Origin of the sequence: Bacillus sp. FSL W8-1127, from assembly GCF_038006725.1 — a bacterium.
GTDB lineage: Bacteria > Bacillota > Bacilli > Bacillales > DSM-4216 > Bacillus_O > Bacillus_O smithii.
This window is the reverse complement of sequence record NZ_JBBOVU010000001.1, coordinates 801,402-826,288: the sequence shown is the minus strand read 5'-3', so window position 1 is coordinate 826,288 and position 24,887 is coordinate 801,402. Positions and strand designations below refer to the sequence as shown.

Annotated in this window: 21 protein-coding genes and 1 pseudogene; 6 read left to right on the top strand and 16 right to left on the bottom strand. The window is 38.5% G+C overall.

Features of this window, described 5'->3' with window-relative positions; genetic code table 11:
• The first annotated feature begins 45 nt into the window (after nt 1-45).
• Nucleotides 46-954: an RluA family pseudouridine synthase gene (locus tag NST12_RS03940; protein WP_048622790.1), complete on the top strand. Its 909-nt coding sequence runs from the start codon at nt 46-48 to the stop codon at nt 952-954.
• A gap of 31 nt (nt 955-985) precedes the next feature.
• On the opposite strand, the gene NST12_RS03935 is transcribed toward NST12_RS03940, so the two are convergent.
• Complete coding sequence (locus NST12_RS03935) at nt 986-1,819, bottom strand: aldo/keto reductase (RefSeq protein WP_048622789.1); 834 nt, start codon at nt 1,817-1,819, stop codon at nt 986-988.
• A 195-nt stretch (nt 1,820-2,014) separates the two neighbouring features.
• On the opposite strand from NST12_RS03935, the gene NST12_RS03930 reads away from it, so the two are divergent.
• From NST12_RS03930 to NST12_RS03915, 4 genes are all read left to right on the top strand, one after another.
• Nucleotides 2,015-2,632: a DUF47 domain-containing protein gene (locus NST12_RS03930; RefSeq protein WP_003353229.1), complete on the top strand. Its 618-nt coding sequence runs from the start codon at nt 2,015-2,017 to the stop codon at nt 2,630-2,632.
• A gap of 16 nt (nt 2,633-2,648) precedes the next feature.
• On the top strand, nt 2,649-3,647 hold the full coding sequence (locus NST12_RS03925; RefSeq protein WP_341100326.1) for an inorganic phosphate transporter: 999 nt from the start codon (nt 2,649-2,651) through the stop codon (nt 3,645-3,647).
• Between the two features lie 522 nt (nt 3,648-4,169).
• The gene (locus NST12_RS03920) at nt 4,170-5,471 is read left to right on the top strand and encodes an NCS2 family permease (protein ID WP_341100323.1); all 1,302 of its coding nucleotides are present in this window, start codon (nt 4,170-4,172) and stop codon (nt 5,469-5,471) included.
• A 374-nt stretch (nt 5,472-5,845) separates the two neighbouring features.
• Nucleotides 5,846-7,240: a peptide MFS transporter gene (locus NST12_RS03915; RefSeq protein ID WP_328204042.1), complete on the top strand. Its 1,395-nt coding sequence runs from the start codon at nt 5,846-5,848 to the stop codon at nt 7,238-7,240.
• 664 nt (nt 7,241-7,904) lie between these two features.
• On the opposite strand, the gene NST12_RS03910 is transcribed toward NST12_RS03915, so the two are convergent.
• From NST12_RS03910 to NST12_RS03855, 12 genes and pseudogenes are all read right to left on the bottom strand, one after another.
• A complete protein-coding gene (locus tag NST12_RS03910; RefSeq protein WP_341102122.1) occupies nt 7,905-8,723 on the bottom strand; it encodes a DUF421 domain-containing protein in 819 nt (272 codons plus the stop codon).
• 75 nt (nt 8,724-8,798) lie between these two features.
• On the bottom strand, nt 8,799-9,005 hold the full coding sequence (locus NST12_RS03905) for a DUF1657 domain-containing protein (RefSeq protein WP_048622783.1): 207 nt from the start codon (nt 9,003-9,005) through the stop codon (nt 8,799-8,801).
• Between the two features lie 195 nt (nt 9,006-9,200).
• Nucleotides 9,201-10,214 carry a stage V sporulation protein AD gene (gene spoVAD, locus NST12_RS03900; RefSeq protein ID WP_048622782.1) on the bottom strand — a complete coding sequence of 338 codons (1,014 nt, stop codon included), beginning with the start codon at nt 10,212-10,214 and terminating at the stop codon, nt 9,201-9,203.
• Between the two features lie 237 nt (nt 10,215-10,451).
• Complete coding sequence (locus NST12_RS03895; RefSeq protein WP_003353240.1) at nt 10,452-10,658, bottom strand: DUF1657 domain-containing protein; 207 nt, start codon at nt 10,656-10,658, stop codon at nt 10,452-10,454.
• Between the two features lie 769 nt (nt 10,659-11,427).
• A complete protein-coding gene (locus tag NST12_RS03890; RefSeq protein WP_341100319.1) occupies nt 11,428-11,604 on the bottom strand; it encodes a hypothetical protein in 177 nt (58 codons plus the stop codon).
• 131 nt (nt 11,605-11,735) lie between these two features.
• On the bottom strand, nt 11,736-13,220 hold the full coding sequence (locus NST12_RS03885; protein ID WP_341100317.1) for a PH domain-containing protein: 1,485 nt from the start codon (nt 13,218-13,220) through the stop codon (nt 11,736-11,738).
• A gap of 16 nt (nt 13,221-13,236) precedes the next feature.
• Complete coding sequence (locus NST12_RS03880; RefSeq protein WP_003353243.1) at nt 13,237-13,737, bottom strand: PH domain-containing protein; 501 nt, start codon at nt 13,735-13,737, stop codon at nt 13,237-13,239.
• 428 nt (nt 13,738-14,165) lie between these two features.
• Nucleotides 14,166-14,443, bottom strand: a pseudogene (locus NST12_RS03875) (DUF444 family protein); the annotation flags it as partial.
• A 162-nt stretch (nt 14,444-14,605) separates the two neighbouring features.
• Complete coding sequence (yhbH, locus tag NST12_RS03870) at nt 14,606-15,766, bottom strand: sporulation protein YhbH (protein WP_048622780.1); 1,161 nt, start codon at nt 15,764-15,766, stop codon at nt 14,606-14,608.
• Nucleotides 15,767-16,294: 528 nt separating this feature from the next.
• On the bottom strand, nt 16,295-17,275 hold the full coding sequence (locus NST12_RS03865) for a polysaccharide biosynthesis protein (RefSeq protein WP_048622779.1): 981 nt from the start codon (nt 17,273-17,275) through the stop codon (nt 16,295-16,297).
• Nucleotides 17,276-17,389: 114 nt separating this feature from the next.
• On the bottom strand, nt 17,390-18,019 hold the full coding sequence (locus tag NST12_RS03860; protein ID WP_048622778.1) for a DUF1796 family putative cysteine peptidase: 630 nt from the start codon (nt 18,017-18,019) through the stop codon (nt 17,390-17,392).
• A gap of 416 nt (nt 18,020-18,435) precedes the next feature.
• Nucleotides 18,436-19,341 carry an NAD-dependent epimerase/dehydratase family protein gene (locus tag NST12_RS03855; RefSeq protein WP_048622777.1) on the bottom strand — a complete coding sequence of 302 codons (906 nt, stop codon included), beginning with the start codon at nt 19,339-19,341 and terminating at the stop codon, nt 18,436-18,438.
• Nucleotides 19,342-19,914: 573 nt separating this feature from the next.
• Here NST12_RS03855 and NST12_RS03850 point away from each other — a divergent pair.
• The gene (locus NST12_RS03850; RefSeq protein WP_327803610.1) at nt 19,915-20,256 is read left to right on the top strand and encodes a hypothetical protein; all 342 of its coding nucleotides are present in this window, start codon (nt 19,915-19,917) and stop codon (nt 20,254-20,256) included.
• A 205-nt stretch (nt 20,257-20,461) separates the two neighbouring features.
• Here the strand turns inward: NST12_RS03850 and NST12_RS03845 are convergent, their stop codons facing one another.
• From NST12_RS03845 to NST12_RS03835, 3 genes are all read right to left on the bottom strand, one after another.
• Nucleotides 20,462-21,403, bottom strand: a complete 942-nt coding sequence (locus NST12_RS03845; protein WP_327824902.1) for a hypothetical protein — start codon at nt 21,401-21,403, stop codon at nt 20,462-20,464.
• Nucleotides 21,378-22,631, bottom strand: coding sequence for a glycosyltransferase family 4 protein (locus tag NST12_RS03840; protein ID WP_048622774.1), 1,254 nt, complete (start codon nt 22,629-22,631; stop codon nt 21,378-21,380). Before NST12_RS03840 ends, NST12_RS03845 begins: the two co-directional genes overlap by 26 nt.
• A gap of 286 nt (nt 22,632-22,917) precedes the next feature.
• Nucleotides 22,918-24,813, bottom strand: a complete 1,896-nt coding sequence (locus NST12_RS03835) for a PrkA family serine protein kinase (RefSeq protein ID WP_048622773.1) — start codon at nt 24,811-24,813, stop codon at nt 22,918-22,920.
• Between the last annotated feature and the right edge of the window lie 74 nt (nt 24,814-24,887).

Below are 24,887 nucleotides of genomic sequence, written 5' to 3'. Positions count from 1 at the left end.
ATCATTAAGGGCGGTAATTCACACCAGAAAGGACGATCCCATAGAATGAAAACAATCAGAAAAGGGGAAATTGGAGAAATCACCATCCCTAAAAGCTTCTCCGGTCTTACAATTGCTGAATTTTTACAGCAAAAATGGAAAATACCCAAAAAATTGCTTCATGAATGGCGTATGAACCAATCCATTTCTTTAAATGGAAAACCTGTATCACTGTCCGTGGTACTACAAGAAAAAGACCGCATTCAGCTGCCTTTATTTAATCAAAGCCCCTTGCCCGTTCCCCCTTCCTTTCAGCCCATTGAAGTTCTAATGGAGGATGATCATCTCATCATTGTGAATAAACCAGCCGGGATCACCACTCATCCCAATTCACCTGAAGATGCTGATACGTTGTTACATATGGTGGCAGGGCACTTGTGCGTGAACGGAGATATAGGGTTTGTACGACATGTGCACCGATTGGACAAAGATACAACCGGAGCTATTTTATTTGCAAAACATCCTCTCAGCTATTCGACTTTATCTTATTTGCTCGAAAAAAAAGAAATCAAGCGGACATATGTGGCCATCGTTCACGGAATTCTTTTTCAAACGAAGGGGACGATCAACAAGCCGATCGGAAAGGATCGCCATCACCCAACACGAAGAAGGATTTCCCCATCCGGCCAGTCAGCGATTACTCATTATGAAGTTTTGGAAGTCGATCGAAAACAAAAATTAACCTTGATCCGATGCCGGCTTGAAACAGGCAGAACTCATCAAATCAGAGTTCATTTCAGTTCCATTGGACATCCGCTTGCCGGCGATATTCTCTACGGCGGTAAACCGGTCTTCCATCGGCCTGCTTTGCACTCGGAAAAAATGGAATTTATTCATCCTTTTACAGACGAAGCCATTCAATGTCATGCATCTCCGTTGGATAACGTGTTTGACGGTTTTCCAATCATCGAATAAAGAGAGTCGATTTCCGACTCTCTTTTTCACTTTAAAAATCAAAATTGTCAGGATCAGCCCCGTAGCGATGATTTTTATTCAAGCTGTTAATCTGCGCCATTTCCTCTTGGGAAAGTTGAAAATCAAATAACTCAGCGTTTTCTTTAATTCGTTTCGGATGCACTGATTTTGGAATAATCACCACTTCGTTTTGCAGATGCCAGCGCAGAATCACTTGAGCTTCCGTTTTCCCATGATTTTTCGCTATTTCTTTAAGGATCGGTTCTTGATCAAGTATCCGTGCTCTAGCTAACGGAGACCAAGCTTCCACTGCGATTTCATGATCACGGCAGAATGTACGCAAAGGTTCCTGGCTCAAATGTGGGTGGAGCTCCACTTGGTTGACCACCGGTTTTTCTTGGCTGTTCGCCATTAAATCTTCAAGATGATGGATTTGGAAATTGCTGACACCGATTGCCTTTACAACTCCTTCATTATATAAACGTTCCATTGCTCTCCATGTTTCTAAATATTTTTCTTTTACCGGCCAATGGATTAAGTAAAGATCCAAATAATCCATATCTAATTCTTTTAAAGAACGCTCAAATGCCTTTAACGTTGAATCATATCCTTGGTCGCTGTTCCATACTTTTGAAGTAATAAATATTTCTTCCCGAGATAGACCGGATTCTTTCACCGCTTTTCCAACAGCATCCTCATTTTGATAAAAAGCTGCCGTATCGATCATTCGATATCCATAATCAAGCGCTGCTTTGACAGCGTTTATCGTTTCGTCTTTGTCAGTCATCTTATATACGCCAAGACCAACATAAGGCATTTTTACTCCATTATGTAATGTCACATGATCCTGTAAACTGCTTACCATATAGAACCCCCACTTTCATTTTTTACTTTATTTTAACACAGGTGCCTGACCCCCTTGGTACTTTAAAGTAGAAAAGGGGTCAGGCACCTTAAAAATATTTTCGAACAAGTTTCGACATTAACTTTTCTCTTTCTCCTTTTTAAGCTAAAATAATGCATGTTCAGTACTTTTTTAATCTATAGGAGGTTCCCAACAATGTTTAAAGGTAAAAAAGACAAGTTTAATGTACTTTTGGCCAATATTTCAAGCAATTTGCTGGAAAGTGCCAATTATTTTGCAGACTATAAATTGAATAATGAACAAGATTTGAAAGCTTTTTCGGAAGAGATGAAAAGATTTGAAACGAAAGGTGATACATTTGTTCATCAAGTGATTACCGAATTAAACCACGTATTCATCACTCCAATTGAGAGAGAAGATATTTTAGCTCTTGCGATGACTATGGATGACGTTCTTGACGGCTACGAAGAAACTGCCGGCCTTTTTGAAATGTATTCCATTACTCATTTTGATGAATATATGATGAAATTTATAGACGCTCTTCGCAATTGTGCAGTTGAAATCGATAAAGCGGTCGGCCTCCTTTCTACTAAAACTTTGCCGGAAATCCGCCAACACGCCATTAAAATCAAAGAATATGAAACATTTTGCGACGGTATTTGGCGAAAATCCACCAAAAACTTATTCGATGTTGAAAAAGACCCCATTAAACTGATTAAATTAAAAGATATTTACCAAGGGTTTGAAAATATTGCTGACCATTGCCAAAACGTTGCCAATACTCTTGAACAAATCATAATGAAAAATGCATAAGGAGCGTTTCAATTAAATGGACTATATATTAGTTACAACAATCTTGATTGTCATTGCTTCATTATTATTCGATTTTATCAATGGTTTTCATGATACGGCAAATGCCATTGCAACCTCAGTCTCTACAAAAGCGCTGAAGCCACGTCAAGCTATTTTTTTAGCGGCCATCATGAACTTTTTGGGAGCCATGACATTTACCGGTGTCGCCCAAACAATCACAAAAGATATTGTTGACCCCTTTACATTGAATAACGGATCTGTTGTCATTATTTCAGCTTTATTCGCTGCTATTTTATGGAATTTGATTACTTGGTATTTTGGAATCCCTAGCAGCTCCTCTCATGCTATAATTGGTGCCATTGCAGGTGCAGCCATTGCGGCATCGGGTTTTTCAGCCATAAAATATTCGGGGTTTTTAAAAATTCTTGAAGCCTTAATTTTCTCGCCAATCATTGCGTTTATCGTTGGTTATATCATTTACAGTATTTTTAAAGTCATTTTCAAAGAAAATAATTTAGCGAAAACGAATAAACGATTTCGTCTCATTCAAGTAGTAACTGCAGCTCTACAAGCCTATACACACGGTACCAATGATGCCCAAAAAGCGATGGGGATCATTACGATGGCTCTAATCGCGAACCATTACCACCATTCAACCGATATTCCCCTTTGGGTACAGGTCAGCTGTGCTACCGCAATGGGGCTTGGAACATCTATTGGCGGTTGGAAGATTATCAAAACCGTCGGCGGAAAAATCATGAAAATCAGGCCGGTCAACGGTGTAGCTGCTGATCTAAGTTCTGCGCTGATTATTTTCGGGGCAACTTATATACACTTGCCCGTCAGCACCACACATGTTATCTCCTCTTCTATTTTGGGAGTGGGGTCTGCTCATAGAATTCGCGGAGTAAAATGGGATACAGCCCAAAGAATGGTCATTACTTGGGTGATTACATTGCCCGTTTCAGCTGCCCTTGCCGCCATCATTTTCTTTATTTTAAATTCGTTTTTTTAACATAACCTTAAAAACCTCTCTCTTTTTTAGGCGAACGCCGAAGAAAGGGAGAGGTTTTTGCCTTTCAAAGAATCTTCCTAAAATGTATGAATTCGTTTTCAAACCTGCCTTTCTTAAGTATTCCTCCCAAACAGTTAAGAAAACACGTATCTTCGCAAAATGGTAATCAACAAAAGAAACGCTATGATCATCATGATCATGACAAGCACCTTTTCGGCTTTATCTCCCGGCATATTCAAACACCTCTTTTATTTTTTATGATATCCAATGTCCGTACACTTTTTTCAATAGGAAATCTCAATCGTTTTCCGTTTAAAAGTTTTTTCAAATAATAGAGTTTGGATCGCAACAAAAGCAAAAAACTATATCGATAAAAAATTTTTCAAGGTTTTCCTATTGCTTTACCCAATAAAAACGAATATTATAATATTTGTGTGTTTAAATTGTTCGTATTTAATCCTGATCATTGGAAGGACTACGAACAGATGGATGAAAGTATACTAATTGGAGGATTTCACAACGATGTTTCAACTAAAAGAAAACGGCACAGACGTTAAAACAGAAGTAATCTCAGGACTTACGACATTTTTAACGATGGTCTATATCGTGGTCGTGAATCCTGTCATTCTTCATAATGCCGGCGTGCCTTTTAATCAAGTTTTTATTGCTACCATTATTGCCGTCATTGTCGGTACTTTATGGATGGGGCTCATGGCCAATTATCCTATTGCAGTCGCTCCTGGAATGGGGTTAAATGCTTATTTTGCGTATTCTGTCGTTGGCTCTCATCATGATATTACTTACATGACCGCTTTTTCGGCAGTATTTGTTTCTGGAATTTTATTTGTCATTTTATCATTAACCTCATTCCGTGAAAAATTGATTGAAATGATTCCTGATAACTTGAAACATGGAATAACAGCAGGCATCGGACTATTTATCGCTTTTCTGGGTTTACGGATGACGGGAATCATTGCGGATAATAAAGAAAATTTAGTAGGCTTAGGCGATCTTCACAGCCCTTCATCGCTCTTGGCTCTTTTCGGTTTGGCCGTCACCATTATGTTAATGGTGTTGAATGTGCGTGGCGCTTTGTTTATCGGAATGATTCTCACCGGAATCGTTGCTTATTTTACCGGTCAGCTAAATTTTCATGAAGGAATCGTTTCCATGCCATCGTTTTCCGAAAAGCTTGCCATCAGTAATCCGATCGCTGCCTTTGGTGATGTGATCCATTACAGCTTGTATTCCGTTGTGTTTTCATTTCTGCTTGTGACCATTTTTGATACAACGGGAACCATTATAGGAGTCGCACATCAAGCGGGATTAATGAAGGGACATACCTTGCCGCGCGCTAGACAAGCATTATTGTCTGATTCCATCGCAACGACTGTTGGGGCCGTGTTCGGTACCAGCCCTTCAAGCGCTTATATCGAATCATCGACAGGCGTTGCAGCTGGAGGAAGAACGGGTTTAACATCAGTTGTTACCGCCGTTTTGTTTGCGATTGCAGCATTTTTTGGCCCATTAGTAAGCGCCGTTTCCGAAATTTCCGCTATTACTGCACCGGCTTTAATCATTGTAGGCAGCCTGATGATGAAAAATATATCTAAAATCAATTGGAACGAACTGGATGAAGCATTTCCGGCCTTTTTCATTATTTTAAGCATGCCCCTTACATCCAGTATTTCAACGGGAATTGCTTTCGGATTTATCTCTTATCCTTTGTTAAAAGTCATTCAAGGAAAATGGCGCGCCGTACATCCTTTGATGTACTTGTTTGCCGTATTATTTTTCTGTCAGCTGGCATTTACATCCCATTAAGTCCTTTCTTGAAAAAATCGCATGACATAGGATTTCCCACGATCCCCTCTCCATTTTCGGGAAGGGGATCTATTGCCTTCACAAACTATACCCGTTAAGAAAATATAAACAACAAACCTCTGTTTCTTTTCTATCAGAAAATAAAAAGAATAATAAAAATAGTTTTACTTTTATTTTCTTTTTCCATATCTGTCCATGTAAAATTATTGAAAACATTGATTTTACGCAATTCTTCCAATTTTTATCTTAATTTTCCTATTTTTTTATTGATTTATAAAATTATTTCTTTTTCTACATATATTGATTATTAAATATTATTAAATTAATATATTGCACATAGTTTAGACAATTTAAATATTTATAGGAGGACGTCTATGGGAACCATAGTACAACAACAAGATTATAACATTCCTGAGCCAAAGAAAAAGTCGAAACATCCCCCTGGATTGTATTTGCTATTCATGACGGAAATGTGGGAACGCTTCAGCTATTATGGAATGAGAGCCATCCTTGTTTTATATTTAACTGCATCTGTTGCAGCCGGCGGTTTAGGGATGAAAGAACAATCGGCCATGCTCATCTATGGTTTCTTTACTGGGGCCGTCTATTTTATGCCGTTGCTCGGTGGATATTTATCAGACCGTTTTCTAGGTCGAAGGCTGGCCGTTACAATTGGTGGACTGACAATGGCGCTTGGGAATTTGGCCTTATTTGCCCATCAAAACCACACCTTTCTTTATACAGGTTTAGCCCTTCTAATTATAGGAAATGGCTTCTTCAAACCGAATATTTCTACTATTGTCGGTGACCTCTACTCTGAAAACGATCCCCGCCGTGATGCTGCGTTTACCATTTTTTATATGGGTATTAATGTTGGGGCCTTCTTCTCCCCGCTCATTGTTGGTTATGTGTCAGAAGATTTGTTTGCTAAAACGATGAATGGTTTTATCCAATACGGTTATAAGTATGGATTCCTTGTATCGGCCATTGGGATGATCATTGGACAAATTATCTTCAATGCGCTTGGCAATCGATTTTTAGGCGATATCGGTAAAAAACCGACTGGTAAGCCGAAAAAGAGCAATAAAGGAATCAAACAATCTCAACCGCTTACGAAGAAAGATAAAGAAAGAACAGCGGTGATCTTTATCCTTGCTGCGTTTGTCGTTTTCTTCTGGGCAGGATTTGAACAAGCCGGAAGTTCTATGACACTGTACACTCAAAAATTTATTGATCGGGAAATATTCAGATGGACGATTCCTGTATCTTGGTTTCAATCTGTAAATCCTCTGTTTATCGTCCTTTTAGCTCCAGTTGTTTCTGCCTTTTGGATGAAGTTAAACAAATCCAAACGCGGCGATTGGAAGATCCCGACGAAAATGGCGGTCGGCATGATGCTGCTTGGATTGGGATTTTTTGTGCTTGTCTTAGCCGTGATGAAAACGGGCAGCGATCCGAATAATATTCAACATAAAGCCAATTTGTTATTTATTGTGTTTACTTACTTATTCCATACGGTTGGCGAACTGTTCCTATCACCAGTTGGTCTCTCAGTCGTGAGCCGAATCGCTCCGGTCAAACTGGCTTCCTTATTGATGGGTGTTTGGCTCTCTGCCAGCGGATTTGCTAACATTTTAGCTGGAAAACTCGCCACTTATACAGACTCTCTAGGGTACTTGGAAGTATTTAGTCTTATCGGAGGAATTGCTATTCTACTAGGATTAGTCTTACTGACATTGTCTAATAAGTTGACGAAAATGATGGATTAACGAATCGAACGTTTCATCAGAAAATAAAAAACGTATGTAAACAAAACCGCCGGCTGATCGCTTGGCGGTTTTGTTTTTTAGGAAAAAACATCTGAGATCGTTGACTGGCCAAAAAGATGAATGTCTATTTTTTCTCTCTCTTTTTAAAGTTTGCTTACACCTTTAAATATAATGAGAAAACTTCCTTAAGTATTCTAATGTTAAATAAAATGATCCGTTTCAAAAAAGAAATTGTCGTGAACATAAAAAATGACAAAAATCATATCAATCATACTGACTTTCAAAAAACGAGATGACGATATACGAAGGTCGTAGTGTTTATTGGAGATACCCGTCTTTGCCAGGCTAATGTAGTTCTCTAAAATTGTAGATGTTTTGTATCCTTTTGTGAATGGAGGCTTGCTTTAAATAATACATCGTATAGAAAATCCTGTATTTCAAAAAGTTGATGGAATCATTTCTGTGTCAGAGTATTCTTGTTGTGGCAAGATGGTTTTCTTACGGATGATCCTGATCAAGATAAAAAGTCCTTCTTCGGTATTTACTGAAATTCACCATCCAGCGGTCGTTATCAGCTCTTCCAGGCTTCTTGCTGTATTCGTCGATATTTTTTTCTTTATCCATAAGGGCATCGGATTGAATCAGCCAAAATGATCATCACATTCTAATTTTTTAATAGAGGGGATACTTTCTCAATCGCTTTTTGCAATTTTTCGCTATTTTTCCTGTATAGTTCCTTAGCTTCTTTATTTTCGGTTCCAAGGGCAAATGACTCTAAATCGGCCTGGCATTTTTTCATAGTGGCGAGAATCAATGGTCTTTCTTGCGGAGATGGAACTTTAAGCTTATCATCATAAAGATCGACCGTTAATTCGCCATAGGAATTGACCTGTCCAAGAAAAACATTATCGATAGTCACTCCCAGTTTTTCCAGTTCCGTGATTAGCCATCTCCTGCTTCGGCCAATCGTGGTGAGCGGCTCATCCAGTATTTTTCCGTCCATAATAACCGTCTGAGGCTCCTTCACCGTAACAACCGACATATTCAAATCTTTTGCCGTCAAAGGTTGATTTTCTTTCTTCAATAAGACAGATAAGTCTCCCGTTGGCTCTAAAACGGCAAATTCCACATCTGACACCTGAAAAACGTTTTTCTTTCTAAGCAATTCCAACAACTCATCTGTCGAGTATCTTTCCTTTTTTAAATTGTCTTCCATGATTTTTCCATCTTTGATAAAAATCGTCCCTTTTCCTTCAATAAAGCCGCGGAAACCTTTGCTCTTTAACGATAACAGGCCCGCCAAAAAGGGGATAGCCGCACAAGTGATGATCGCTATGATCCCTAATGAGATTTTTTGCTCAAGTCCAGTCACAACCTCTGCTCCTATACTCCCGATGGTGATACCATTTACATATTCAAAAAAAGAAAGTTGAGATATTTGTTTTTTCCCCAGCCATTTTGTGATTAAAAAAAGAATAATCATAAACAATATGGACCGTATCACAACATCTAACCAATTGGGCACAACGCAACACCTCCATCAAAAGAATAGGTGATCTTAAAACCCTTTGTACTGAGTTTCTTCTCGTTCCAACTCTCCAACACGTTTTTTGATATCTTCCACCACTTCATGGACGATCATCATTGTTTCATGCAATGTACGTTTTGATTCGTCATCTTGGGTGCGCAATGCTAAACTGGACAGGCTGGCTTCTACACCTTTAAGGCTGGCCATACATTGTTTCACTTCCGATGCAATGGTCATCGTATCCTCTCCTTACACCTTTTAGTTTTAGGCATCCCCTATTTACATATAAACAGAGAAAATTTTCTAAAAACCGAAAAATGATTTCCCATACAAAAATTGAGATTTTGGTGTCGCAGCCGTTTATTGACAGCTTTTTTTCTCCAAAAAGAAGTCAATTAACAAAAAAGCTTCTTCAGATAAGAAAAATGCCATTTATGGCCCGTTTTCGTATTCAATCGACACCGCATGTGCGATACAAGGGATGGTTTCGTTTTGCTGAAAGGATAAGGGCGATAACAAAGCACCCGTTGCGACCACTAGCATTCGTTTTAACTCCCCTTTTTTCATTCGGTTTAACAAATGGCCGTAAACGACGGTCGCGGAACATCCTGCACCACTCGCTCCAGATAAGACCGGCTGATCTTCCCGGTAGATCATGAGCCCGCAATCTTGATACTGTTCTTCACGAATAGGGGTGCCGTGTTTATGAAATAGTTCAAGTGAAATATCATGTCCAATTTGACCAAGGTCTCCTGTCACTATTAAATCATAGTAAGAGGGGTCAACATTTCGTTCTTTTAAATGTGCTTCTATCGTATCCACAGCTGCCGGAGCCATTGCCCCTCCCATATTCAGCGGATCGGTCATCCCCATATCAATAACACGACCAATCGTAGCAGACGTAACCCTGGGACCGTCACCAGTACTGCTTAACAAAGCAGCTCCAGCACCGGTTACCGTCCATTGTGCAGTGGGCGGTTTTTGTCCACCGTATTCCGTTGGATAACGGAACTGCTTTTCAACCGCTGCATTATGACTTGAAGCACCTGTTAACAAATAGTCGGCTCCTTTGTTATTAACAATATAAGCACCAAGAGCCAGTCCCTCCATCGATGTTGAACAGGCTCCGAACAAACCGAGAAAAGGCACTCCTAGCGTGCGCATAGCAAAACTGGTAGGGGTAAGCTGATTAATCAAGTCTCCCCCCAAGAAAAACTGAATTTGCTCTTTTTGAAGACCGGCTTTTTCGATGGCTTTTTGACAGGCTTCTTCTAAAAGGATCTTGTGGGCTTTTTCATAAGAATCTTGACCTAGCCATAAATCGGAATGAAGCAGATCAAAATCTAATGCCAGCATTCCGTTCGCTTCAAAAGGTCCACCAACTGTACCAGTTGAAATAATGGCGGGCTTTTGATCGAAAACCCAAGTACGATGCCCCGTCAACATCAAAAACCACCTCGCTTTATTAAGAATCATGATCATAAACATTGGAATAGCCTGCCCGATAAGGCAAGCTTCATTACAGTCTTTCAGTACTGGTCTTTTTATCTGATTCAGATATTCGGTATATCCTAAACTATATCAATTGTTGTTTTGCCTTTAGATCTATGTGCTCATCACGTTCCGTTTAAAGGTGTAAAAAAGGTTGGTTGATCCAACCAACCTTTTTATCTAATTTGTACATTATTGTTGTTTGTATTGAGGTTCTTCTTGTTCAATTTGTTGAACACGAGCAGAAAGGCTGTCAACTAGTTGCTGTGTTTGTTTGGCAGCATCTTGATAAAGTTGTTTAGCTTGTTGATTATCGGTTCCTAGTGCAAAGGTTTCGAAGCTCGCTTGTGCACTTTTTAATCCGGCTAGAGTTTGTTTCACTTGACTGATGATAGTCACAGGTGATTCCTCCTTCAATTTAAGTTACACTTTTAGAATGATAAAAAAGATCTTTTTTTATGTTTTCTAATTTTATCCATCTGTAAAGATCCATAGTGGGTTAAATTCCTTTCATATCCTATATAACTTAGTTCAACCCGTTTAAACTCCCTGAAAGGCATCGCAATTGGATTCGAAAAAACGAAAACAGGCAAAGAATCTAATTTGAAGGCAGCATCCTGACAACGCAGATAAAATTCGCCTATCAAGACAGGAAAGATTTGTATGTAGGAATAGGATAGTCTTTGAACAGCCAAACACAAGCTATTTCTTTTGGTACAAAAAATGAGAAAGCCAAAGAAAGATGATAAAGAATAGAGCGAAAAGCTGTGGAGATATTTAATTCCGTAAAAAACGAGAAAAGCTGTTTAGCGTTTCTAAACAGCTTTTTCACCGTTTTTCTTTTTGATTCTATACTAAATCCTGGGGGTAAGAGATTTTTCTTGAAAAATAAATGCTGTTACGAAGATTCTCCTTTAAAAGGATCGTCGACAACGACATCGAAAAGAAGATTTCGTATATGAAATCTCCTTTTATCATAAAACTGCTTGGTTGAAAGCACATATTACAGAATAAAGCTCCTCACTTTGAAATCCTTATTCATACGCCAGCAATAGTCCAAAAATGCCCTGCTGTCAGAAGATAACTTCTTCAGTCCATGATGATGGAATGCAAAAGGATTTGGTACCATTAAAAATCAAAACAAAATTCTTAGACCGTAGAAGGGAGTTTAAAAATACTTACTTTTTTTAGCTTCGCGCGTCTTACTTAATAATATAAGAATGAAAGGCACGATAATAAGCCTGATAATAAACGCTTTCGTTTCCCCTTGCCTTAAATCTGAGAAATACCCCCAGACAATGGATAAAATGAGTCCGACTATAAGCGGTGGTAGTATAGATTTCAAAAAACTCTCTCCTTTTCATTTTTCACGGTTATGTAAAAATAACACCCCATGATGAAATTTTATCTCTTTTATATAACCAATTCTTTAAATTGTATTAATCCTAAATTTTATTCAATACATGAGAACTTATATTATCCCTTGTTTCCTCCGTTCTTTCCATACCATTGATAGCAGCTAATTGCCACATCTTTCGGAATATCCGAAATTTTTGACACTTGAACGGATTTAGAACGTGTAAAAATTTCAAGAGAAGCGAGGCCAAACTTACGCTGTAGTACTGATTCTGTTACTTTTAACTCTTCAATTTTCATTCGGGTTGTGATAAATAATTTCGTGGAAAAAGATCCACTTTGAAGTTGGATAAAAGGGCCACGAATCTTGTAGCCATTAGATAAACCACTTAATAGTTGGGAAGTATGAGTAAGAACTAGAAAAGCAAGCGGAACATACCAGAGTCTTGGCCAGAAGTAGAATATCGCTCCTGCTGCGATCCAAATATAGCTAGTCCGCACTAATTTTACAAAAATAGCTGACCGAGGAAGATTCACCATGTCCGTTTCCACTTTAAATGTGGGCAAAATCTCAGATATCAGTAGTAAAGCTTTGTTTTTATGAATAAAAGGAAAGAGTATATTGGCCGTTTTCATCTCTTCATCATCCTCTTCAGCTGTGCTTACAATTCTCACCTCCACAATTCCCAAGATTTTTTGAAGAAATTTTGTATTTAAAATGATGGCTTCAACTTTTTCCTTAGGAATGGAAAATTCAGTCTGATGAAACAAACCTTTTTTAATAAAAATTCGCTGATGATCAGAAGTAACCTCAAAATTTCTATACCGAATGAAAGTCCTTCCCCAACCATAAGCCATTGATAACACCAACAGAGCAAGAATACCAACGGCCGTTAATAACCAAGATTTTTGAAAGAAGGAGAGAACAGCCTCTATATATGGGTCTATTGACAAAAAATCATTTAAATTCGAATAAAAGGTATAAAGCAGCGAAATAAAAATAAGTAAATGAAGCGACGTAACGGAAGCCACAAATATTTCTTTAGAAGTCATTTCATAATGCTTCTTCCTTGAGGAATGTTCCAGCAGGTTCGCTTCTAATGTCCCCTCATTAGGTTTACTCACGTCTCTTTCCAAGTAATCGGCATGACTAAAATATTTTTGTATTCGTTCGGCTTCTTTGCAGGTGATCATTTCAAGTTTGACGGAGGATTTATTGCCGACTGCACCTGTATCCAGCAAGAGAGAGGTGAGTCCGAACAAACGATGAAACAAAGGTGTATTCCGACTGATGCCTTGAATCCGCTCCAATGGAATATAACGGCTTGCCAAGATAAATCGTCCTTCATGAATGCACAATTCCGTGTCCGTAAATAAATACTTGAAATGGAACCATTCTAACAATACAGAAACGACTTTATAAATCAAATAGAGAATTCCGGCTAAAACTCCCAATTTGAAGAAAATAGAATCTGAATCTGAACGTATATAAATCATAAGACCAATAACAAAAAAAACCAATTCCTTTACGGACTTGCCAATCGAATAGACGATCCATAGCGGATGTATTCGATGAGCTTTATTATTTGTTGTTTCCCTGTTCATGGAGGAATAGAACCCCCTATTCATTTGATTCACTAATTCCCGCTAAAACAGCAATCTTTTCCCGTAATTCCGCTGCTTTCTTTTCAGGAACAGCCGGTATTTCATGCACAGAAGCCATCGTCCCTATCTTTATCGTCGACAAATCAAATTTTCGCAAGAGCGGACCTTGATTCGTATTGACGTATAACACTTTCGTCATAGGTATGATTAAATGAGTTTTCTTTAATACTCCTCCATACTTCAATTGTATGTATTTCTCGTCGACTTCGTAGCGCCAAGTTCGCTGTCGATAAATAGGTACAATCACGATTTCAACGATGGAGGAAATAATGAGGAGTATTAAAAGAACATAGAGAATAAGACCTATCCAACTTTTCCACCCATAATATTGCTGAAGATACAGAAGGATTAATAGGATGCAAAGTGCAATGAAATACGTGATGGCGTCACTTATTCGCCACATCTTCACAGCCTTCGGCGAAATTTGTTGTGTTGGTTCCTTTATCATCCCAGTCATAATCTCCTCCTTTCTGTCGAATTCTAGAAAATTGTACAATGAAACAGTTTGCGCCAAAAAAACAATCCTCTTTATATCACCAATTTCTGTTTCTCATAAACATTATTTAAGATATTTATTAATATTCAAACAATTAACTTCAAAATAAACTGTACGATGTAAAATGGACGTTTCCTCCAAAGTGGTGCAAATATCGTGAGCTTCCCACCTAACCATTATAGTAAAGGAAAAATATTTTGTGTAGATTTTTTACAAATTTTGATAAAAATATGAAATTTTTCTGTGAAAATAATGGCGGCACACATTTACTTTGACAATACTTCTTAATATCAAAAAAATAAATGAAAGCTTCAAATGGATCCTTTTTGAAAATAGCCGCAAGTGGACTCGGCTCAACAAAGGAGATGCCAGATACTTTAAATTTTCATTTAAGAAGAAACGAAATCAAAAGCTAAAAAAGAATCGGTCTGCCGGGAATGAAAAAACGCTATTTTCAATAAAAATTGGAATACATCTTCTTTTTGCTTTAAAATGAAATAACGGAATTTTTCGTCTTTGATGATTTTATAAGCGAACATTAAGGTGGAACGGCAGCTGTACTAATGGACTTCTCCGTAGCCGAACATATTCGACACAGCCAGATTTCTTTGACGAGTTTGATGCACCTTGCGTTATCGGAAGTCAAGTTGTCCCCATCTGAAAAATGGAGTTAGACTATTTTCTTCCGGATTCAAGAAAGCCTAATCACTAAAAAAACCCACAGAATTTCATTTAAAATTTCTGTGGGTTTCCATTATTTTAACAGGTTATTAAGAAAGCTCCGATGCCGATCTCTCCGATGCACTCAAAGCTTTTTTGTTTATGAGACTTAAGCCAACACTTTGGACTGATCATCGTTATGAAAAAAGCTTTTCATGGCGTGGAAGACATCTTCTTTCTGTTTTAAAATGAAATAACGGAATTTTTCGTCTTTGATGTTTTTATAGGCGGACATTAAAGTGGAATGGCGACTGTACTGATTGACTTCTCCGTAACCAAACATATTCGACACAGCCATGATTTCTTTGACGAGTTTGATGCACCTTGCGTTATCGGAAGTCAAGTTGTCCCCATCAGAAAAATGGAAAGGATAAATATTATACCGAGAAGGTTGGTATTTTTCCTCAATTAGTTCCAGCGATTTTCGATAGGCAGAAGAACAAATCGTCCCCCCGCTTTCGCCCTTGGAAAAAAACTCTTCTTCCGTGACTACTCTTGCTTCCGTATGATGGGCGATAAACTCAATCTCTACCGTTTCATATTTCGTTCGTAAAAATCGGGTCATCCAAAAGAAAAAACTCCTAGCCATGAACTTTTCCCATATCCCCATAGATCCACTCGTGTCCATCATGGCCAGCACCACTGCTTTGGAATGGGGCTTTTGCACTTCGTTCCAAGTTCTAAATTTCAAGTCTTCCGGAATAATCGGATGGAATCTTGGCTCACCCTTTAATGCATTTCTTTTAAAAGCGGTGAGCATCGTTTTTTTCTTATCAATATTCCCCATCAATCCCGTTTTGCGGATATCGTTGAATTCAATTTTCTCAACAGTATGATCTTCTTGTTCCTTTTGCTTTAAATTAGGAAGTTCCAGCTGCGCAAAAAATGCCTCTTCTAAATCAGCCATAGAAACTTCCGCTTCATAATAATCTTCTCCCGGTTTATCCCCTGCACCTTGGCCTTTTCCAGGTCCTCGTTCGCTGCTGCCATCCCTTGCAATGACATCTCCGACTTTACTGTCTCCGTTTCCTTGGCCGACGTGCTTGTTCTTATCGTAATTATAACGGATTTTATACTCGTCTAATGAGCGTATCGGTATCTTCACTACATCCCTGCCATTGGATAAAATGATGCTTTCTTCCGTAATTAAATCGGGCAAGTTGTTTCGAATAGCTTCTTGCACTTTCTCTTTATGTCGCTGTTGATCTTCATACCCTTTCCGATGGAGGGACCAATCTTCTTTTGAAATCGCAAACTGATGGTTATCCATTTGATTCTTTTCCTCCCCTCCTAAAATGGTTTTCACTTTTTTGATAATTTTTCATACAATATGATGACTGTCATAATCAATACACTTTGATCCTACAGGTTGATTACTTTATCCTATGCAAGAAACACAAAGAGTTGACAAAAAGATCATCCAAAAGGAGAAAATCCAGGTTGGACAAGCAGATCGAATATGACGGAACGGGCTGCTCCTTTCATGATCAGCTCTTTTTCTGGTTTATCTGATATAGAGCAACACATTTGAATTCCATTAATCTTATGATGTTGTCAGTACAGTGGTCTTTGCCCCTCATTCTTACAAAATGACCATTAGCCAACTTGCTTGATAAAAAAGATTCTGCGAATAAACGCAGATTCAAGGGAACAAATCGTATTGGTTTTCCGTAGAATAAGCTGACTATTGTTAATCGTTCTTATTCCTTACTTTGCATTGTTTTGGTACACAGATACCTAATTCGTTCTAAATGAGAAAGGCAAACGGTGCTACCCTTTTTGAATAGCACCAATGCCTTTATTTTAAAAATCCGCCTTCCACCAACATTTGTTTGATTTCTTCTTTTGTCATCAAAAATTCTTTGGAAGAATAATTTCCTTTTACAGGTAAACAATCAGCATAAAACTGTTTTAACCCAGGGATGTTGATCGTAGGAAGAACAATTAAGAAGTCTTCATCATAGACGACTGTATTTTGGCTTTCATGTTCAGAAATCAGAACTTCATGGAATCTTTCTCCCGGTCTAGCTCCAAATTCGACAACTTTGACATCTCTCTCCCCGGACTCTTCTATCAACACTTCAGCCAAATCCAGAATTCTCCATGCGGATGATTTCATGACAAAAATCTCTCCGCCTTTTCCTATTGTTGCAGCTTTTATTAACAACTTGATTGCATTTTCCCTGGTTAAGAAGAAACGTGTCATTCTTTTATCCGTAATTTTGATCTCTTTCTTTTTGATTTGATTCATAAATAATTGAAGCACACTTCCATTACTTCCTAGAATATTTCCGCTTCTTATACAAATAAATTGGGTATCCGAACTGATCTGATTCGCATATACCACTAATTTTTCACCGATGGCTTTTGTCATCCCATAGAAGTTAATGGGGTCTGCCGCTTTATCGGTCGATACGTTGATGACCTTCTTTACTCCATTTTCTAATGCAGCTTCAATTACGTTTTGAGTACCTAGCACGTTTGTTTTCAATGCCTCGAGAGGTTGTTCTTCACAGACGGGGACGTGTTTTAAAGCAGCTAAATGAAACACATAATCGACGCCTTCAAAAGCTTTGACTAACGCTTCCCTGTCTCGAATGTCACCGATGCAAAAGCTCAATCGAGGGTCTTCAATCGCTCTGCTCATCTCTACTTGACTGGCTTCGTTTCTGGAAAGAACAATGATTTTTTTAGGGTTTAGCGATAATAACTGGTTTATGAGCTCATGCCCCCATGAGCCTGTCCCGCCGGTCACCAAAATCACTTTATTTTGAAACATCTACTTGACCTCCTGATAGATTCATTCTAGATGAAACACCTGTTGTTTCAGGCGACTGTTCCGTTTAGGAATCTTCCATTCTTGTTACGGTAGAATTGTCCCGTATTTAGTCCCTTATTTTCCGCTCAGTTGAACTCCGTCGAACATCATTTTCCAAAAATGATCATTCGCATTCCAAATGTCCCGATTCGGAAGTTCAACCACGCTGACTCTTTCAATAGGCCAATTTTTTTCGGTCAGGCCGCTGACATCGGTATGATTGACGATGAGTATTCGAAAATCATGTTTCACCATTTTGGATAAAATGGACTCAAGCTCTAAGACCTCTTCAAACGTGCCTTCTGTTCGAACAAAAAGGATCCGTTTGCTGGTCTCCATTTTCTCTAAAAAGCGCTTTATCCGTCTATCAAACTTTTCTCTAACTTCAGGGTAACCGCCCAAATGTGAAAGTGTATTTTTTCCAACTTCAAAATCATGATTAGAAACTATTTGATAGCCGTCATCCGATACACAAATTAGCTGATCAGAAGCATAACCTATTATTCTTAAATTAGGCAGGTCCATAAAACCGACAAATCGATTTTTCAAAAGACGATTGACATTTGATAACGAAGGAGATGCCATCCAATCCAACACTCCCGAAAAAGGTCTCAAATTATTTTTCTTAAGCTGAATGGATGTCAAACAAAGATCTCCTAAACTAAATACGGAATCATAAGTTCCTTTAATATCTTCTAAACTCATATTCCCATCTCCTTAAAAAAATGAAAAACGTATTTCCAATGTGAGGTCCCGTTATGCATTGCATAGCACATTTTTTATTTCCTCAATTCCCCAAAAACGAATGAAAGCTTATCCAACTTGAATCCAGAAAAGACGAATATTTTTCTAATATCCTATCCATAGTTAATTCCGCATCACGAAAAAATGAGAGGGCAGAAACTCGAACGATGGAAAAATGTGTATTTAATCCAGGTTTCAATGAGAAATAGAACAAATTTTCCATATTCGACTAATCCGCAACAGGGAGGAATACGAGATTTTATAAAAAATCATTTCTAATGGTCGTCCATCATCCTATTTTGTATGAACATTATGTGCAAACTTTTATAGCAAAACAAAAAATGTTTTATCTTTCAAAAGTGTTTGACTGACGATTTTCATGAAAAGGTATAAGTTTCTGTTAATCCGTTGAAAATATCAACCTGAGGATTCCATTGCAACAATTGACGCGCTTTTTTATTATCGAGACAGCTATGTTTAATATCGCCTGTTCTTGCATGTGTATAGATCGTCTCAATTGGGGATCCGTAAATTTGCGTCAGCATTTTCACTAAGTGATTGACGGATACGCTTCTTCCGGTGCTGACTTGAATCGTTTCCTGATCCCCTTTCTCCACAGCAGCGATATTTGCACGAACGACATCTTTTACATAAACAAAATCTCGCGTTTGTTCTCCGTCACCGTGTATCATTAAAGGCATTCCTTTTTTGATTCTGTCTAAAAAGATCGCAATGACTCCTCCTTCTCCTTTTGCCGATTGCCTAGGGCCATATACGTTGCCAAAACGGAGAATGGTGTAGGATAGTCCATAAAGCTGATGAAATAAGCGGATATATGACTCGGCTGTCAATTTCGATAAACCATAGTAAGAAATAGGCATTGTCAAGTCCTTTTCTGAAATCAAATCTTTTTGTAAATTACCGTAAACCCCTGAGGTAGAGGCAAAGATGATTTTTTTCACAGAGGCTTCACGACAAGCTTCTAATATATTGATGGTTCCATTGATATTCATGTCAGCATCATATTTTGGTTCACGAATCGACTGTCCTACATCTGCCTGAGCTGCCAAATGGAATACGACATCCGGTTTTTCTCTCTTAATAATTTGTTTGGCCCCTTGACTGCGTATATCTTCGATATGCATGACGGCAAGCGGATGTACATTTTTCAATTGTCCAGATACTAAGTTGTCCAATACATGCACCTTCGCACCTTGAAGAAGCAGTTCTTCAACAAGATGAGAACCGATAAAACCGGCCCCACCAGTTACAACAGCCTTCATGATTTATGCTCCTTATAACTTTTTTATCATCGTATGAAGCTTTAAAGAAAGTGGTACAAGGAGTATGCCTAATGTACAGAAAAATAGTTTGGAATAAGAAAGGGATACAAAGCGTAAAACGAGTCCCATCAAACAAATCGGATGGAATCGAAAAAAAAGAAGGATAGCGATGGAGGAAAGACTTTTTAGAAAACCGTTTTGCTGCTAAAGACATTACAGAATTGTCTAAATGGAGAAATTTATAATCTAGCATAAGTCTTATTTCATCTCTATTATCTGCAATGGATCACACCCTCTATAAGGACTGATCGGCAAACTCTATAGCCGTTTCCCGATTGGATTTACCTTAAGGTATCGATCCTATCTCTTAAAATCAATAGATTCTCAAAGTCAAACAGTAGTAGAATTTTTCTCCATAGTATTCTCTTTTTTGTGTTAGTTAAACGGCTTGGCCTGCCATTATCTACTACCTCTATCAACTTGAATTGAAATGATCAATCCAACTATTATATCTACCCTTGCAAATCCTTGTTGTGAGAATAAGATGATGGAAAAAAGGAGGGTAATAAATTTATGGCAGGTACAAAGACATTTGTGAATGATAGCCCGGCTACTTTGCAGATTACTCTCTTTATTCGTGAAGGAGATGAACCATTAAACCAAGATGGGACCGTTTCCTTTATACTTGATCCCGGTGAAACAGAGGTCATTACCTATGGAAATGATATAAACTCTTTTCTAAACGGAATTTTATTATTTACCATTTTCAAAGGAGACCTTTATAGCAAAACTCAATTCGTCATTGAAAAAGAAAGTGAACTTGACGATCTTCTAAATACAAACAGTATGATTACGATCACGAAAAACCAAACAGACTACGAAATCTCCGGAAGCAATCCAACCCTTGCGCAATAACAGACTTATTTTTATTTTTGGCTCCAATAAAAGTTTCCTACCATTCGAGGGACTGATGATTCTTCATACAAAAAGTCCCGCTCTCACGATAAAAGTGAGGCGGGGCTTTTTTGGTGATATAAATCCGTACTTGAAAAGATCCTTTTGGAAACTCTTCTCACCTAAGTTTTTTAAGCAGCCCAATGAAGAACTAGTACGAATGGATTTAATGGACGTCCCTCATCACAGGGTTAGGGATCACATAGTCCGGGGGTAGAGAAGCTTTTATTGATTCCCAAACTTCGTGATCCACAAAGACTTCAGGAGTCGACAACGGAGTCGAAAACAATGAATTATAAAAATCCCCGCTCATCGGTTTAAACATTTCTTTTATCACTGGATTAGGCAGTACATAGTTTTCCGGCAATGAATTTTTAATGTGCTTCCAAACACGATCATCCACAAACATGTTCGGTGTGGAAAACAAAGTCGAAAACAATGAGTTATAAGAATCTGCTCTCATCGGTTCAAACATTTCTTTTGTCACCGGGTTGGGAAGCACATAGTTTTCCGGCAATGAATATTTAATGTGCTTCCAAACTCGATCGTCCACAAACACATCTGGAGTGGACAACGGAGTCGAAAACAATGAATTGTAAAAATCTCCGCTCATTGTTCCAAAAATTTCTTTTGTCACTGGGTTAGGGAGTATATAGTTTTCCGGCAATGAATGTTTAATGTGCTTCCAAATACGATCATCCACAAACACTTCCGGAGTGGACAACGAAGTCGAAAACAATGAATTGTAAAAATCTCCGCTCATCGGCTCAAAAATTTTTTTTGTCACTGGGTTAGGAAGCACATAGTTCTCCGGCAAAGAATGTTTAATGAGTTCCCAAATCCGATGATCCACAAATATTTTCGGAGTTGGAAGCGGAGTTGAAAATAAAGAGTTATAAGATTCTCCGCTCATTTTTGGGATGGCATCCTTTGCGACGGGGCTAGGCGATGCAGACTCTTGCGGCAAAGAACCTACCATTGATTTCTCTTCCGTACTGTCCTCAGTCCTTTGAAGCCATGCCTGAAATTCCTTTGGAAGAAACGACTGAAGTTCCTTAGGAAGCAAGGTGAGCAAAGAACGTTTAATGAAGTCTATTAGCCGAGACATTCTCTTCGTCCTTTCTCAATTTAGATATAGCGCTATGGTAAACATCCAGTACGTTGCTAACCCCTTTATCTAAAGCCCAATGGTTCCTTCCCCATTTGCTGGCATTATTCCCTAAAGTTTTCCTTAACTTTTCGTCGTCTAGTAATAAATTTAAATTTTGGTATAAAGCTTCACTGTCTCCCGCAGGTGATATCAATCCTGTCACTTGATGCTCCACTATTTCCGGCAATCCCCCTGCATCACTCACAATCACAGGCATTCCGGCAATTTGAGCTTCGACTACTGATAAAGGTTGGTTTTCCAAGAGGCTTGGAAGAACATAAATATCTGAATTAGCCAATAAAGCAGGAATATCATCTCGACTTCCAAAAAACAATACGTCTTCTTCTAAACCTAAGGCTTTAGTTTGGACTCGTAACTCTGCTTTCTTGTCTCCGTCTCCCACAATCCAACAAACCCAATCATTTCGACTTTCTTTCAATTGGCCAAGAGCGGATATGAGATGGTGAACCCCTTTCAGTTCCACAAGCCGCCCTGTAAAAATGATCACTTTTTTGTCATCCGGACGTTTTACAGGAGATTTCTCCTTCATTCGTTTTATAAAATTCTCTACATCGTATCCATAGTGGTATACTTTGATTTGTTCATCAGGAACAAGAAACTCATTCGTTAAAATATTCTTTAACCAATTATTGGCTACGATCGTAAATTCAGCAGATGACGCTCCAGTACGTTCGAGCTCATCAAAATATGCCCGAGCCATGTGAGAAGTCGGTGATTTATGAATGGTGGTTAATTGGTGTCTAATCTCATGAGCCACACAACCATGCAGGGTAGCGACTAATGCAGGTCCTTTAGGTCTCACCCTCTGAATACTTGCAGTGGAAATGACATCTTGTGTATGGATCACATCATATTTGTCCAAACCTAAATAGGCAGCAGCTAATTCAAAAAAGTAACGTTGAAATTCCGTATATTTTATCAATGGATTGATATGAATAGCCGGATAAACTTGTTCGTTTAGTTTTGCGTTAAGCAAAGGAAGCACCTTATCCTTTTCTAACCTTCGATCTTCATTCACAATGTAAACATACTCATTATTCTCACTGTAACCTAGCAAATCCACTTCATGTCCTAAAGACACAAGCTTTTCTTTAAGCTGCTTCATATAGCCCCATACTCCCCCTACGTGCGGAACGGCCCAGTACGTAGCAAGCAATATTTTCATAAATACATCTCCTTCTGTTTTGGTCTATACGTATCATATTGAGAAAATAAATCTATGGTATAGACAGTTATCTTTCTATTTGCACAATATTTTCTGACAACCTCTTTGGAGGGAGTAGCAGCGATTTAAAAAAGCCGGGCTTTTGTACATTTGAAAACCCTTTTTCCTAAAGAAAGACAGCTCTTTACTCCCTTCATTAAAAAAGCCGGACCTTCCAAATCTTTGGAAGGTCCGGCCAGATCTTTTAATCCTTTTTCAAAAAACATTGAGATTTATCCGCAAATGTTTAACGGTTTAGCAAGCTGCCTACATAGCGCAGAAGTTCATTGGCTGAAGTTGAATTATAACCGTAGTCGTCTATCAGCCTTGCAACCACTTCGTTAATTTTCTTGAGCTGCTGCTCATCCGGCGTCTTGGTGGAAGTTGTAATTTTCACAACATCCTTTAAATCAGAAAATAATTTCTTTTGAATGGCTTCACGCAAGCGATCATGCGAATTGTAATCAAACCGTTTACCTTTTCTTGCATAAGCTGAAATGCGGATCAGAATTTCTTCTCGAAATGCTTTTTTCGCATTTTCAGAAATGCCGATCTGTTCTTCAATAGAGCGCATTAATTTTTCATCCGGATTAATTTCTTCTCCTGTAAGCGGATCACGGAGTTTCGTTTTATTGCAATACGCTTCTACATTATCCAAATAATTATCCATCAAGGTTTTAGCGGATTCTTCATATGAGTAAACAAAAGCTTTTTGCACTTCTTTCTTGGCGATTTCATCATATTCTTTACGGGCTAAAGAGATAAAATTCAAATATTTTTCCCGTAATTCGTTCGTGATGGAAGGATGCTGATCTAATCCTTCCTTTAAAGACCGCAGCACGTCAAGCGCATTAATAGATGGCACTTCTTTCCGAATGATGGTGGATGAAATCCGGTTAATGACATAACGCGGGTCAATTCCGCTCATTCCTTCATCTTGATATTCTTTCTTTAATTCGTCTACATCTGCCGCATTAAAGCCTTCTACATTCTCTCCATCATATAGACGCATTTTTTTGATTAAATCAATATCTCCCCTTTTCGGTTCTTTCAATCGAGTTAAAATCGTAAACATCGCTGCGACTTTTAACGTATGCGGGGCTATATGGACATCGGCGACATCGCTTTCGCGGATCATTTTTTCATAGATCTTTTCTTCTTCGGACACTTTTAGATTGTATGGAATCGGCATGACGATAATCCGTGAATGCAGCGCCTCATTTTTCTTATTGGAAATAAAAGAACGATATTCGGTTTCATTCGTATGTGCCACTATTAATTCATCTGCCGAAATCAAAGCGAAACGTCCTGCTTTAAAGTTGCCTTCTTGCGTCAAAGAAAGCAAATGCCATAAAAACTTTTCATCGCATTTCAACATTTCTTGAAATTCCATCAGACCACGGTTTGCTTTATTCAGTTCGCCGTCAAACCGATAAGCTCGGGGATCAGACTCTGAGCCATATTCGGCTATCGTCGAGAAATCAATACTTCCTGTCAAATCGGCGATATCTTGAGATTTCGGATCTGACGGGCTGAATGTGCCGATTCCGACGCGTTTGTCTTCTGAAAAAAAGATTCTTTCTACCAACACATCTTCTATTCTTCCACCGTATTCTTCTTCCAATCTCATCATATTCAGAGGAGATAGGTTCCCCTCAATCCGAATTCCGTATTCCTTATAAAAATCTTCTCTAAGATGTTGAGGAATAAGGTGTAGAGGATCTTCATGCATGGGGCATCCTTTAATCGCGTAAATCGCGCCTCTTTCAGTACGGGAATAGGCTTCCAAACCCCTTTTCAACATTGTGACAAGCGTCGATTTCCCCCCGCTGACCGGCCCCATCAACAACAATATCCGTTTCCGGACATCAAGCCTTTTCGCCGCCGGATGAAAATATTCTTCCACTAATCTTTCCAGCGCTTCCTCCAGTCCAAATAATTCATTGCTGAAAAATTTATATCTCTTTCTTCCCCCAACCTCTTCAAACCCCGCATCTTTTATCATGTTATACACTCTTGAATGGGCTGACTGAGCGACCCACGGCTTTTCCTTCACAATCTCTAAATACTCAGCAAATGTGCCTTCCCATCTTAGCTTTTCTTCTTTCTCCCGATACTGCTCAACCTTTTTTAAAATATCCAATATAAACATCCCCCTGTCCTTATTGAGAGAACGATTAATATAATCTATGCCGTCGGATATTTAAACATGCCCAA

What these genes read in the sequence shown, in the direction of transcription:
- NST12_RS03940 (WP_048622790.1), top strand. Translation starts at nt 46, where the DNA reads ATGAAAACAATCAGAAAAGGGGAAATTGGAGAAATCACCATCCCTAAA.
- NST12_RS03935 (WP_048622789.1), bottom strand. Translation starts at nt 1,819, where the DNA reads ATGGTAAGCAGTTTACAGGATCATGTGACATTACATAATGGAGTAAAA.
- NST12_RS03930 (WP_003353229.1), top strand. Translation starts at nt 2,015, where the DNA reads ATGTTTAAAGGTAAAAAAGACAAGTTTAATGTACTTTTGGCCAATATT.
- NST12_RS03925 (WP_341100326.1), top strand. Translation starts at nt 2,649, where the DNA reads ATGGACTATATATTAGTTACAACAATCTTGATTGTCATTGCTTCATTA.
- NST12_RS03920 (WP_341100323.1), top strand. Translation starts at nt 4,170, where the DNA reads ATGTTTCAACTAAAAGAAAACGGCACAGACGTTAAAACAGAAGTAATC.
- NST12_RS03915 (WP_328204042.1), top strand. Translation starts at nt 5,846, where the DNA reads ATGGGAACCATAGTACAACAACAAGATTATAACATTCCTGAGCCAAAG.
- NST12_RS03910 (WP_341102122.1), bottom strand. Translation starts at nt 8,723, where the DNA reads ATGATTATTCTTTTTTTAATCACAAAATGGCTGGGGAAAAAACAAATA.
- NST12_RS03905 (WP_048622783.1), bottom strand. Translation starts at nt 9,005, where the DNA reads ATGACCATTGCATCGGAAGTGAAACAATGTATGGCCAGCCTTAAAGGT.
- spoVAD (WP_048622782.1), bottom strand. Translation starts at nt 10,214, where the DNA reads ATGTTGACGGGGCATCGTACTTGGGTTTTCGATCAAAAGCCCGCCATT.
- NST12_RS03885 (WP_341100317.1), bottom strand. Translation starts at nt 13,220, where the DNA reads ATGAACAGGGAAACAACAAATAATAAAGCTCATCGAATACATCCGCTA.
- NST12_RS03880 (WP_003353243.1), bottom strand. Translation starts at nt 13,737, where the DNA reads ATGACTGGGATGATAAAGGAACCAACACAACAAATTTCGCCGAAGGCT.
- yhbH (WP_048622780.1), bottom strand. Translation starts at nt 15,766, where the DNA reads ATGGATAACCATCAGTTTGCGATTTCAAAAGAAGATTGGTCCCTCCAT.
- NST12_RS03865 (WP_048622779.1), bottom strand. Translation starts at nt 17,275, where the DNA reads ATGTTTCAAAATAAAGTGATTTTGGTGACCGGCGGGACAGGCTCATGG.
- NST12_RS03860 (WP_048622778.1), bottom strand. Translation starts at nt 18,019, where the DNA reads ATGAGTTTAGAAGATATTAAAGGAACTTATGATTCCGTATTTAGTTTA.
- NST12_RS03855 (WP_048622777.1), bottom strand. Translation starts at nt 19,341, where the DNA reads ATGAAGGCTGTTGTAACTGGTGGGGCCGGTTTTATCGGTTCTCATCTT.
- NST12_RS03850 (WP_327803610.1), top strand. Translation starts at nt 19,915, where the DNA reads ATGGCAGGTACAAAGACATTTGTGAATGATAGCCCGGCTACTTTGCAG.
- NST12_RS03845 (WP_327824902.1), bottom strand. Translation starts at nt 21,403, where the DNA reads ATGTCTCGGCTAATAGACTTCATTAAACGTTCTTTGCTCACCTTGCTT.
- NST12_RS03840 (WP_048622774.1), bottom strand. Translation starts at nt 22,631, where the DNA reads ATGAAAATATTGCTTGCTACGTACTGGGCCGTTCCGCACGTAGGGGGA.